We start from the raw sequence: 13,119 nt of genomic DNA, 5'->3' as shown, positions 1-13,119 counted from the left end.
TCTGAAAATTAAAACATTTATCTTTTTATTAACTAATTCAAGAGATTGTTTTTTTATACAGAATATTGAAATAACTATATTGTATAATATGTACATGTTCTATAAAAATTTTACTTTATGAAAATAAAAATAGACTTAGTTATTTTTATAACTAAGTCTATTTTACAAAAATTCGCTACGCTCATGTCGCCAACGACCTTGAAAAACAGGTCCGTTGCTCAAGTTTATCAGTTGGATATTATAAATTATAATATCCTTGTAATTAAAGAAGTCTACTTAAATTCAATTTTATTTATATAATCATCTATGAAATCTAGATGTTCTTTCATAGCACTAAAAGCCTTGTCATCATTTCTTTCTATTATTGCATTTACTATATCTTCATGTTGTATCATCAGTATGTCTATCCTATCATTAGAGTATAGTATACTTTCTCTTGCATTTTTTACAAATCTTTCAAATAAAGTCGACGCAGTAATAAATACACTCTCTATAAGATAATTACCACTCATGGTTGCTATTTTTTGATGTATTTTTGTATCTATTAATACTCTTTCACTTTCAGTATCTGATGTTTTAAGTTTATACATCATATCTTTTAGTTCTTCAAAATCTTCCTCACTACCTCTTTGTGCAGCAAATCTTACCGTTACTAATTCAATAGCTTTTCTCAATTCTAAAATGTCACTTGGCTCCCCATTACTTAACATAAATATCATAGATAAAGGTTCTATAAATGATGCATTTATATTAGAACACACAAAATTACCTTCTCCTTGCCTACTTTCAATAACCCCCATAGTTTCTAATACTCTTATAGCCTCTCTTATAGAAGTTCTACTTACTTCCATCTTTTCTGATAAGTCTCTTTCAGATGGCAGTTTATCTCCATTTTGCAATGACCCATTTAGTATCATATTTTGAATTTGCTCTATTACATGTTCATATACTTTTTTATTTGTAACACTATTAAACATTTTTTTCTCCTTCAATGTCATATAATTATTATATATAAATTTAGATTGAGTTTTTCTTCATACACTTAATATTTTAATAATATACTATTTAAGAAATTACTTATGTAGCAGTAGGGGGATGCGCAATGAAAAAAAATATAATTTTAAAGTTTTTAATTCCATCAATAATAGTTCTTTCTCTAATAATCGGCCTTATATTATACCCACAAGATTCCATATCTGCTGCTCAAGATGGCTTATCTATATGGGTTAACGTTCTTATACCATCACTACTACCATTTATTATTGGAGCTAGCCTACTTGTAAATCTAAAAGTCGTAGATATTATTGGATTATTTATAAATCCTATAACGCAAAAAATCTTTAACGTTTCAGGTAAAGGCTCATTAGTATTTGCTATGTCTACAGTTTCAGGTTACCCTGTAGGCGCAAAGCTAGCATCCGAACTCAGAGAAAAGGGAGAGTTAACAAAATATGAAGCCCAAAGACTAGCATCATTTTGTTCTACATCAGGACCCTTATTTATGATAGGTGCTGTTGCTATTGGTATGTTTAACAATAGTAACATCGGATATTTTATAGCACTTTGCCACTACCTTGGAGCTATAACTGTAGGCATATTATTTAGAAAATACGGGAACGAACAATCTCTTTCACAAAAACTAAATATGAGCAATGAAATCAAAAAAATAGTAAGATCAAAAGTTAATGACAAAGACGGATTTTATACTATATTTGGAGAAGCCGTTTATAGTGGACTAAATACAATACTAATGGTTGGCGGTTTTGTCATAGTATTTTCCGTCGTATTTAAAATTTTTACCTTACTAGGAATAATTTCAGCAATAGCTAATATTATTTATTTGCCATTATCATTGTTTGGCGTTTCTAAAGATTTAACTTATGCATTTATTAGTGGCTTATTCGAAATTACCATAGGATGTAATAATATTGCAGCTGTAACTAATTCTCCTTTAGTTATAAAGTTAGCTCTAGCTACATTTGTTATATCATTTAGCGGTTTATCTATACTTGCCCAATGTAATAACTTTTTAGCTAAAACTGATATAAATGTTCATATTTACACATTTAGTAAGTTTTTGCATGGCATATTTGGCTTCATTTATTGCCTAATTTTATATCCTTTATTTAGACATAATTTTTCTACACCTACATTTTCTATATATGAAACTATATATAGAAGTGACTTATGGCTTACATATATAAACCATTATAAAATAATTTTACCTATACTTTTTATAATATATATTTTTAGCACAGTATATATTATAAAGAGAGAAAAAGCCGTAGATTAACTAACGGCTTTTTCTATTTGGATTTAATTCCCTTCTGTTTTGATCAACTTCGTCCATTAAGCCTTGCAAATTGTAATGTATGCTTTGTAATATATCATCAGCATATTCTCTAGCTCCTACTTTTATTTCTTTTGCTGTGTGCTCAGCTTTAGCTATTATATCTTTAGCTTGTTCTTGAGCTTTGACAACAAGCTCACTTGAATCTATGTAATCTCTAAGCATATCTTCCGAGCTTCTTTTCATATTTTCCACATCTTCATATGCCTGTATTTTTATTCTTTCTGATTCTTCAAACGCTTGTTCTTTTATCTTTTCTGAATCATGTCTAGCATCAGCTAATATCTTTTGTCTTTCTCTATTTATCCACTCAGCTTGTTTTACTTCATCAGGTAAATTAAACATTATATCTTTTATAATTTCTAATGCTTTATTTTTATCTATACCAGTTTTCTGACTAAAAGGTATAGAAGAACCACTATTTATTATATTTTCTAATTCCTCTAGTAGTCTTATGCTCTCCATCAACTATTTCCCCCTATGTGATTTTCTAATCAATTCTTCTAAAACAAATCCCGGAACAAGTCTTGATACATCTCCATTAAATTTAAATACTTCTTTAACTAGTGATGAACTAATATAAGAATACTCTGTTACAGTTGTTAACATAACAGTTTCTACATCGGGTGCTAACTCTCTATTCATATGAGCCATTTGAAACTCATACTCAAAATCAGATGTAGCTCTAAGCCCTCTAACTATAGCATTTATATTATTTTCATGACAATATTTTGCAAGTAAGCCATCAAAGCTCACTACCTTAACATTATCTAAATTTTTTGTACATTCTTTTATAATATTAACTCTCTCATCAAAAGTAAATAAAGAATTTTTATTAGGATTGTTTAATACTCCAACTTGTAATTCATCAAATAACTTAGATCCTCTTATTATTAAATCTAAATGACCATTAGTCAAAGGGTCAAAACTTCCTGGATATATTCCTTTTCTAAAAAAATTTCTTTCCATTATTAATCCTCCAGAATATAAAAAGACAGTGTAGTTTTTCCATATCTTTTTTCTCTATCTTTTACTAAATTTTCTACATTATCAGGTAATGTATCTTTAGAATCATGCTCTACGACTATTATCCCATCTTCTTTTAGAATTTTTGCAGAACTTATTTTTTCAAGTGCTGGAATGAAAAAGTTTTTATAATAAGGAGGATCCATGAATATAACATCAAAGCTTTCATTTCGGAGTGACAATTTATTTATAGCTCCTATATAATCTGTAAGCATAGTTTCACTTTTATCATTTACTCTTGCCTTTTCTATATTATCTTTTATTATAGACATACTATCTTTACTAAGGTCTACAAAAAAGCATTTTTTAGCTCCTCTAGATAAAGACTCTATGCCAAGAGATCCCGTACCTGAAAATAAATCTAAAACATTACTATCTATTATGTAATTATTTATTATATTGAATAAAGATTCTTTAACTCTATCTGTAGTCGGTCTTATATCTTCGTTTGTAGGAGTTTTTAACTTTAAACCTCTAGCACTTCCTGAAATAACTCTCATAAGTATAGTGCCTCCTTTTTATATTTTATCACAAATTAAGACTAATTCAGAGAAATTTCTTCTAACTTCTTTTCAAATTTATTAGCTATCTCATTTTTTAAATATTTATTTTTAGAAAAATTTAATTTTTCATCTTCTCCTATAATATATCTTGCCTCTTGTTGAGCAACTTTTAATATTTTCATATGTTTAAATATATTTGCTATTTTAAGTTCTGGCAACCCGTGTTGTCTTGTTCCAAAAAACTCTCCTGGACCTCTTATTTCTAAATCTTTTTCAGAAATTTTAAATCCATCATTAGTTTCTTCCATTATACTCATTCTTTCTTTACACACTTCATTTTCTGATGAATATATAAGTATACAATAAGACTTATGAATTCCTCTTCCAACCCTTCCTCTTAATTGGTGAAGCTGTGCAAGTCCAAATCTTTCTGCATTTTCTATTATCATAAGGGTGGCATTAGGTACATTTACTCCAACCTCTATAACAGTTGTAGAAACCAATATATCTATTTCTTTATTTTTAAACTTTTTCATTATATCTTCTTTTTCACTAGGTTTCATCTTACCATGTAAAAGACCTAATCTCAAGTCACTAAAATATTCATATTGTAATTCTTCCAAAAGTTCTGTAGCTGATTTAGCTTCTATAGATTCTGATTCTTCAACTAAAGGACATACTACATATACTTGTCTTCCCTTTTCAACTTCTTTTCTTACTAAATTTCTATATGCTCTATCTCTCTTATCCTTTTTGATGGCCATTGTCTCTATAGGCTGTCTTCCAGGAGGTAGCTCGTCTATTATAGATATATCCAAGTCACCGTATAATATTAAAGCTAATGTTCTAGGTATAGGTGTTGCAGTCATAACTACTATATCAGGATTTGATCCTTTTTCAGAAAGTTTATTTCTTTGTCTAACACCAAATCTATGTTGTTCATCGGTTATTACAATACCTAGTTTTTTAAACTCTACAGTGTCTTCTATAAGCGCATGAGTACCTATTAATATATCCACTTCCCCATTTTTTGCTCTTTGTAAAATATCTTCTTTTTTCTTTTTTCTAACACTTCCAACTAATAGTTCTATTTTTATATCAAATTTAGATAATATTTCAGTTAATGAATGGTAATGTTGCTCTGCTAGTATTTCTGTAGGTGCCATTAAAGCTCCTTGATATCCATTGAATACCGCATTGGCGATACTTAAAAGAGCTACCACTGTCTTACCACTACCTACATCCCCTTGAACAAGTCTATTCATAACTTTAGTACTATTCATATCATCTAATATTTCATTTAAAGACCTTTGTTGAGCCTTTGTTAATTTAAAAGGTAGCGACTTAATTACATCATCAAATTTATCATGGATGTTAAATTTGATCCCAACCTTTTCGCTTATTCCACTTTTGAAAAATAAAAGGCCTAATTGTAACATCAAAAATTCTTCAAATACCAATCTGTACAAAGCTATTTTAAGACTTTCTTTGTCCTTTGGATTGTGAATATTTTTTATAGAGTAATTTATATCACATAGCTTGTTTCTTTTTATAGTATCTATAGGTAAATATTCATCTATACTTAAATCATTATTTTTTATTACATTTTTTATAATTGTAGACAACTCTTTATTAGTAATTCCATAAGTAAGTGGATATACAGGAACTATTCCACCAACAGATTTTGGATTATTTGTATATAGTTCTATTTCACAATTGTGCATCTCTATTTTTTGAAATTCTTTCTTAATTTTACCAAAAGCTATTATAGTATCCCCTTTTTTATATGTGTTTAATAAATACTCTTGATTAAAAAATACAAGACTCAAAAAACCTGTTTCATCTCTTATAATAATTTTTGTTATACTCATACCTTTTTTAGGCTTTTTAACTTCAGTATCGTATATAATACCTTTTACAGATAATCTATCGCCATCCATTACATTAAATATCTTTTTAAAGTTACTTCTATCCTCGTAATTTCTTGGAAAATAGTACAAAAGGTCTTTTAAAGTGTATATACCTAATTTATTTAATTTTTGACTTCTCTTTGGTCCAATTCCTTTTATATATTGTATCTCTTGATTTAAATTCATAATATCACCTTTTTATAGTTTCTTTAATAAAAATCGCTTCGCTCATGTCGCCAACGATCTTGAGAAGCAGATCCGTTGCTCAAATTTATATGTTGAAAATTAAAATTTTCTTTATAATAAAAAAATTCCTATATAACTTAGCTATATTATATAATAGCAAAATTATATAGGAATTTACAAACATTATTCAACTGATACTAAATAATAGTATACTGGCTGACCTCCATAATAAAGTTCAATTTCTAAATCAGGATATTTTTCTTCTACCATATCTTTTAAATCATTTGCCTCTTCTTCACTTATTTCTTCACCATATAATAAAGTTATTATTGCGCTATCTTCATCTATTAACTTATCTATAAGTGAAATTGTAACATTAGATTTTTCTTTTCCAGAAGTTAACATTTTGCTTTCGCCTATACCTATTATGTCTCCTTCTTTTATATCTATATCGTTCATTACAGTATCTCTTACAGCATAAGTAACTTGCCCTGATTTTACATTTTGTAAACACTCTAACATAGTTTCTTCATTTTCTTCTACACTTGAGTCTAAATTAAATCCTAATAATGCTGCAAATCCTTGAGGAGTAGTTTTTGTAGGTAAAACTACTATATTTTTATCGCTTAATGCTTTTGCTTGATTAGCAGCCATTATTATATTGCTATTATTTGGCAATATAAATACATTTTCAGCATTTACGTCATTTATTGCCTTCATAAAGTCTTCTGTACTTGGATTCATTGTTTGACCACCTTCTATTATTTGGTCAACACCGAAATCCTTAAATATTTTAGCAAGACCTTCACCCATAGAAGTAGCTATAAGTCCATATTTTTTAGGTGGTTTAGTGTCTTCTGCTATTATATTTTCATGCTGTATCTTCATATTTTCTATTTTTATAGTTACTAATTGTCCATATTTTAATCCTTCTTGTAAAACCAATCCTGGATCATTAGTGTGTATATGAACTTTTATTATTCCTTCATCTCCAACTACAACTAAGCTATCACCATACTTTTCTATTATTTCTCTCATACCTTCATAATCTAATTTATCACTTTCTAATATAAATTCTGTACAATAAGCAAAGTTTATATTTTCATGTGAGTCTAATTTATATTCTTGTTGTGTAGTTATAGTATCATCGACTTCTTTAAGTTCAATAATATTACCTAATAACGCAGAGTACATACCTTCATATACACATACTAATCCTTTACCACCAGAGTCAACAACACCTGCTTCTTTTAAATTTATTAAAAGATCTGGTGTTCTTTTTAATGAAGCATTAGCTTCTTTTATAAACGATTCTAGGAATCTTTGTATGTCTTTTTCTTTTTTAGCTATTTTAACTCCATAATCAGAACTTTCTCTTACAACTGTAAGAATAGTTCCCTCTATTGGCTTTATAACAGCTTTATAAGCAGTATCAGATCCTTCTTTAAAAGCCATTGCTAAATCCATTGAAGTTAGGGTATCCTTTCCTTCTACAGATTTAGCAAACCCTCTTATTATCTGAGATAATATAACTCCGGAGTTACCTCTAGCGCCCATTAAAGACCCTTTAGACATAGCCTTACCTATATCAGCTATATTATCATTATTAACTTTAGATAGTTCCTTAATTGCATAAGATATAGTTAAAGACATATTAGTACCAGTATCACCATCTGGTACAGGGAATACATTTAGTTTATCAACTAAATTCTTATTATTTTGGAGATTATTTGCTCCAGATATGAACATATCTTTAAGCAACTTACCATCTATATACTGTATCATCTTCTTCCTCCCACTATTTAACTCTAATTCCTTGTACGTTTATATCTATTTTTCCAACGTCTAAAGATGTTATTTTTTCAACTGTATATTTTACCCTATCTATGACATTATTTGCAACAGTTGATATATTTGTTCCGTATTGCATAATTACATAAAGTTCTATGTAAACTTTTCCATCTTCCATTTCTTCAGTTTTAACGCCTTTAGTTACATTTTCACCTTTTAAAAGTTCAACAATTCCATTCACCTTAGATTTATACCCTATTCCAACTAGTCCATAACACTCCATAGCTGCTTGATATGCTACTTGAGCAAGTACTTGTTTGTCGTAAGTTATTGTCCCAAATTGATTAGTTAATTGAATACTCATGATAAGCCCCCCTAAGTTTATTTGTTTTTAGTCTTTACTTTATAGCAAAATATATATATAATTTTATAGTATAATGAAAAATTCTTCAATATCTGTAAACAATATAATTACTATTGCAAAACTTTATTTTCTATGTTAATATAAATATGTTTTTAGCGCAATAGTTATCTTTATAAGGAGGTGTACATGTAATGGCAAGAGTATGTGACGTATGTGGTAAAGGTAAGGTTTCAGGAAATCAAGTCAGCCACTCAAACAGACACAGCAGAAGAACTTGGTCTGCTAACTTAAGAAACGTAAGAGCAATAGTTGATGGAACTGCAAAAAGAGTAAAAGTTTGTACAAGATGCTTACGTTCTGGTAAGGTTACAAGAGCTTAATATATTAATTTTAATACAAAAGCCTACTATACGTAGGCTTTTTAATTTTCTATTTAGATTTATGATATATACAATATATGATTTCTATCTACTTTTTCTTTCTAATAAATACAGATACTATTCTCGATAAAAATTTTGGAAGCTTAATAGTTACGATTCTCATATATATTCCCCCTTTATATATAAATATTATTAATACATATTATTTATACTTATTTGATGCAAACCATCTATCTAAAACATGTTATACCTGTGCCTATAAGTATTAGTGCCAAACATACCATCCATATCCAATGTGGCAATATGAGAGCTAAGATAACAGTTACACCTGTGGCTATGCATATGAGTCCCAGAATATTTCTTGTACCCCTTTTCATAATACCCCCTCCAATATTTCTTCATATAACATAATATTCATGTTGATGATATTTGATACAACAAAAAATCGCTTTGCTCATGTCGCCAACAACCTTGAGATGATGGTTTGTTGCTCAAAAAAAGGACCTAATGGCCCTTACTGTCTTTTGACTTACATATTAATAGATATCCACTTTTTATACTTATTCTACAGTTATCATCTATCATAACATTAGATATACCTCTAGAACTTCCTTTTTCTATAGTAAAGTCATTTAATGGATATTCTAGATTTTCCAAAGTTACTCCAATTACATCTCCATATAAAGGTATTAAAGATATATTTTCCCCTTTATTTCCTTTTATAGTTAATTCTTTATCACATATAAATATTGAATCAGTTTCATTTACTATACTTCCCTTTATTCTCTTTTTTAGAATATAATACAGTAGGTTCACATTTGCCATAGCATGGTCCATTCTTCCACCTAAAGCCCCTAGTAAGACTACTTCAGTTGCTTTAAGATCATATGCATAATCTATACATATTTCAGTATCTGTTTTATCTTTTTTAGATGGGAATTTTATAAACTCTACGTTTTTACTTTCATAATAACATTTTATTTTATCATCTATAGAATCTAAATCTCCCAATATATAATGTGGTATTATATCCATTTTATATGCGTGATTAGCTCCTCCATCGCCACATATAACTAAATCACAGTCATTTATTAGACTTTTATGATAATTATAATCGTTTATAATACCGTTTACTATTATAGCTATTTTCAATATTTTCACCTTCTATTTGGCATTTTCTCTAAGTAACTTAACTGTAGATTCTATATCGTCGCTGTTAAATATAGCAGAACCTGCAACAATTATATTTGCACCAGCTTGTACTACCTTTTTTATATTATCAGGCTTTACTCCACCGTCAACTTGAATATCTATATTTAAATTTTGTTTATTTATTATATCTTTTAGTTCTTTTATTTTAACTATCATACTTTCTATAAATGATTGACCTCCAAATCCAGGGTTTACAGTCATTATAAGCACCATATCTACTAAAGGTAATACATGCTTAATAGATTCTATAGAAGTAGCTGGATTTATGGCAACTCCTGCTTTTATATTGTACGATTTTATATTTTGTATTGTTCTATGTAAATGTATACAAGCTTCTTGATGTACTGTTATTAAGTCTGCTCCTGCATCTACAAAATCTTTTATATATGCATCTGGATTTTCTATCATTAAATGTGCATCAAATACCATATTTACATCTTTTCTTAAAGATTTAACAATTCCTGGTCCTAATGTTATGTTAGGAACAAAATGACCGTCCATAACATCTATATGTAGATATTCACATCCTGCATTTTCTACCTTTTTTACATCTTCTAAAAGTCTTGCAAAGTCTGCTGATAATATAGATGGTGCTAATTTAATCATAAGTTAATACCTCCTGCTGTTAATTTCTCTAATTTCATTTAATAATTGTAAATAACTTTCATGTCTAACCTTTGATACCTTGCCATTTTCTACAGCTTCTTTTACCTTACATTTAGGTTCATTTTCATGAAGACAATTGCCTCCAAACTTACAATAGTCTTCATAAGCTTCAAATTCAACGAAATATTCTTTTAACTCATATTCTTCTATATCATCTAAAGTCAATGAACTAAACCCTGGAGTATCTGCAACCATTCCTCCAAATTCAGGCTTTAAAAGTTCTGCATGTCTTGTAGTATGTTTTCCTCTTTTTATTTTATCACTAACTTCTCCTGTTTCAAGCTTTAAGTTAGAATCTATAGAGTTTAACAAACTAGATTTCCCTACTCCTGAAGGTCCTGCAAAGACAACTATACTATCCTTTAGCTCTTTTTTTACTTCATCTATATTTATATTTTGTTTAATACTTACTGGAATAATCTTATATCCGGCATGTTTGTATATATCTTTTAACTCATCTAATTTATTGTCACTATCTAAATCTATTTTTGTTATAACTATTACTATTTCTAATCCTGATTTCTGTGCTAAGATTATAAATCTATCTAATAAGGAAAGATGTGGATCTGGATTTTTTATTGCAAAAACTATTAATGCTTTATTTACATTTGCTATAGGTGGTCTTCCAAGTTCTGTTTGTCTTTCTTCTATTTCTTCAATAACACCTTTTTTATTTTCTTCGTCTAATATATTTATTTTTACTTTGTCTCCAACTAAAGGAGTTACTTTGTCTTTTCTAAATATACCTCTAGCCTTGCATTCATATATTGCATCATTAGTATCTATATAATAAAATCCACCTATGCCTTTTAATATCCTTCCTGCAAGCATAATATCCTCCTTTTTATATATAAGATAAAAGTCCAAGTAAAGCTTAAAAGCAATATTGGACTTTTGACATTCTTATTATTGTTAATATCCTACCAATTATTCATATATATTTATGGGGCAGGCGTTGTTCCTGGGTCTGTAGGTGTTGTTCCAGGGTTTGTCGGCGTCGTTCCAGGGTTTGTCGGTGTCGTTCCAGGGTTTGTCGGCGTCGTTCCAGGGTTTGTCGGTGTCGTTCCAGGGTTTGTTGGCGTAGTTCCTGGATTCGTCGGCACTTCTGGCACTTCTATCTCATCATCTTCTTCTGGCTCTTCCTCTATTTTTGATCTTTTGCTTACTACTAAATCAACCTTACTTCCTTGATCAGTAGTGCCTGAAGTTGATTGCGATATAACTACATTTTCTTTGTATCTTTGACTTTCTTGATATTTTATATTGCCCAACTCTAAACCACTATCTTTTAATGCTTTTTCAGCTTCATCTAAGGTCATTCCTTCTACATTAGGTACGTCTACTTGTTTTCCTCCACGACTTACAACTACCTTTATAACATCTCCTTTTTTAACCGTAGTTCCTGGCATTGGAGTTTGAGATATTATGTGATCTTTTGGAAAATCTGGATTGTATTCGTCTCTTCTCATTTCTACTGTTATTCCAAGTTTATCTGCTTGCTTTTGTGCATCTTCTAAGCTCATATTTTTAAAGTCTGGAGCAGTTATTGGTTCATTTCCAGTATTTCCTCCAAGTAAAAATTTACCCATTGCAAAGACTTCAACAATCAATATTAAACTTAAAATAACCGCTGCTGTTATAAGCCACTTTTTCTTTTTAGGGTCTTCTTTTTCATTTTTTTTCTTTTTATCTCTTCTTCTACTTCGTTTATTTTCTTTTGTCATATCATCCTCTATTAATTCGTCTGGATCTCCATATATATTGTCGTTAATTGATTCTTTAATATTTTCTTTTGGAACATTTTCTATAGGTTTATAAATTTTAGATTTTGAGTTTATTTCATTTATAACATTAGTATCTAACTTTTGAGTTGCATAGTTGTCATATTCCTTAATAAAATCCAAGTCTATATTTTTTTCTATGTACTCTATATCTTCTATAAGCTCATCAGCACTTTGATATCTATCTGATGATGATTTTGCTGTTAATTTTCTTATTATACTTCTAACACTTTGAGGTATTTCTAACTTTTCTTCTTGAGAAAAGTCAATTACTTCATTTATATGTTGAAGAGCTATTGATACTGGGCTATCTCCTTTAAAAGGTATTTTGCCAAGTAACATTTCATATAGCACTATTCCAAGTGAATATAAATCAGTAGTATTATTTACATATTTCCCTTTTGCTTGTTCTGGTGAAAAATAATGAACAGAACCTATTATACTTCCTATGTTAGTTATTGTTGAATTACTAGCAGCCTTAGCTATTCCAAAGTCAGCAACTTTAACTACCCCCTCATTAGATATAAGTATATTATGAGGTTTTATATCTCTGTGTATTATTCTTTTTCTGTGTGCTGCACCAAGACCTAAAGCTATTTGTTTAGTTATATCAAGAGAAGTATATAAATCTAGTTTTCCCTCGTTTTTTACTATGTCCTTTAAGTTACGGCCATCTACATACTCCATAACTATATAATGGACTTTTCCATCTTCTCCAACATCATACACATTAACTATATTTGGATGCGAAAGACTTGCAACAGCTTCTGCTTCTCTTTTAAACTTTATTAAAAATTCTTCATCATCTACGAATTCAGGTCTTAAAACCTTAACAGCAACTTCTCTATTTAAAGATTTGTCCTTAGCTCTATATACAAAAGCCATACCGCCATCGCCTATTTTTTCTAGTATTTCATACCTATTTCCTAAAACTGCATCTCCCACTTTAT

The 13,119-nt window shown here is 29.2% G+C and carries 13 protein-coding genes; 2 read left to right on the top strand and 11 right to left on the bottom strand.

What is annotated here, in order from left to right; translation table 11 throughout:
* Positions 1-272: 272 nt before the first annotated feature.
* Positions 273-977, bottom strand: a complete 705-nt coding sequence (locus BS62_RS00455; protein WP_496489268.1) for a FadR/GntR family transcriptional regulator — start codon at positions 975-977, stop codon at positions 273-275.
* 125 nt (positions 978-1,102) lie between these two features.
* On the opposite strand from BS62_RS00455, the gene ylbJ reads away from it, so the two are divergent.
* Positions 1,103-2,293, top strand: a complete 1,191-nt coding sequence (gene ylbJ, locus BS62_RS00450) for a sporulation integral membrane protein YlbJ (RefSeq protein ID WP_496489267.1) — start codon at positions 1,103-1,105, stop codon at positions 2,291-2,293.
* Here ylbJ and BS62_RS00445 read toward each other — a convergent pair whose 3' ends face one another.
* The 6 genes from BS62_RS00445 to BS62_RS00420 all read right to left on the bottom strand — a co-directional run bounded on the left by BS62_RS00445 (position 2,294) and on the right by BS62_RS00420 (position 8,130).
* Entirely contained in the window at positions 2,294-2,815 is a 522-nt protein-coding gene (locus BS62_RS00445) for a hypothetical protein (RefSeq protein ID WP_496489266.1), read from the bottom strand.
* A gap of 3 nt (positions 2,816-2,818) precedes the next feature.
* Positions 2,819-3,319 carry a pantetheine-phosphate adenylyltransferase gene (gene coaD / locus BS62_RS00440; RefSeq protein ID WP_496489265.1) on the bottom strand — a complete coding sequence of 167 codons (501 nt, stop codon included), beginning with the start codon at positions 3,317-3,319 and terminating at the stop codon, positions 2,819-2,821.
* A 2-nt stretch (positions 3,320-3,321) separates the two neighbouring features.
* The gene (gene rsmD, locus BS62_RS00435; RefSeq protein WP_496489264.1) at positions 3,322-3,876 is read right to left on the bottom strand and encodes a 16S rRNA (guanine(966)-N(2))-methyltransferase RsmD; all 555 of its coding nucleotides are present in this window, start codon (positions 3,874-3,876) and stop codon (positions 3,322-3,324) included.
* A gap of 41 nt (positions 3,877-3,917) precedes the next feature.
* Positions 3,918-5,975, bottom strand: a complete 2,058-nt coding sequence (gene recG, locus BS62_RS00430) for an ATP-dependent DNA helicase RecG (protein ID WP_496489263.1) — start codon at positions 5,973-5,975, stop codon at positions 3,918-3,920.
* A 183-nt stretch (positions 5,976-6,158) separates the two neighbouring features.
* Positions 6,159-7,760 (bottom strand): DAK2 domain-containing protein, encoded by a 1,602-nt coding sequence (locus tag BS62_RS00425; RefSeq protein WP_496489262.1) that lies wholly within the window; start codon positions 7,758-7,760, stop codon positions 6,159-6,161.
* 13 nt (positions 7,761-7,773) lie between these two features.
* Entirely contained in the window at positions 7,774-8,130 is a 357-nt protein-coding gene (locus tag BS62_RS00420; RefSeq protein WP_496489261.1) for an Asp23/Gls24 family envelope stress response protein, read from the bottom strand.
* Between the two features lie 191 nt (positions 8,131-8,321).
* On the opposite strand from BS62_RS00420, the gene rpmB reads away from it, so the two are divergent.
* Entirely contained in the window at positions 8,322-8,510 is a 189-nt protein-coding gene (gene rpmB, locus BS62_RS00415; protein WP_490140213.1) for a 50S ribosomal protein L28, read from the top strand.
* 504 nt (positions 8,511-9,014) lie between these two features.
* Here the strand turns inward: rpmB and BS62_RS00410 are convergent.
* The 4 genes from BS62_RS00410 to pknB all read right to left on the bottom strand — a co-directional run bounded on the left by BS62_RS00410 (position 9,015) and on the right by pknB (position 13,114).
* Entirely contained in the window at positions 9,015-9,662 is a 648-nt protein-coding gene (locus tag BS62_RS00410) for a thiamine diphosphokinase (RefSeq protein WP_496489260.1), read from the bottom strand.
* Positions 9,663-9,674: 12 nt separating this feature from the next.
* Positions 9,675-10,328, bottom strand: a complete 654-nt coding sequence (gene rpe, locus BS62_RS00405) for a ribulose-phosphate 3-epimerase (protein ID WP_496489259.1) — start codon at positions 10,326-10,328, stop codon at positions 9,675-9,677.
* Between the two features lie 3 nt (positions 10,329-10,331).
* A complete protein-coding gene (gene rsgA / locus BS62_RS00400; protein ID WP_496489258.1) occupies positions 10,332-11,219 on the bottom strand; it encodes a ribosome small subunit-dependent GTPase A in 888 nt (295 codons plus the stop codon).
* Between the two features lie 110 nt (positions 11,220-11,329).
* Positions 11,330-13,114, bottom strand: coding sequence for a Stk1 family PASTA domain-containing Ser/Thr kinase (gene pknB / locus BS62_RS00395; protein WP_496489257.1), 1,785 nt, complete (start codon positions 13,112-13,114; stop codon positions 11,330-11,332).
* Positions 13,115-13,119 lie beyond the last annotated feature (5 nt).

The organism is Sporacetigenium mesophilum DSM 16796 (assembly GCF_059569055.1).
The sequence above is the reverse complement of the archived record's forward strand: the minus strand, read 5'-3'. Positions and strand labels throughout refer to the sequence as shown.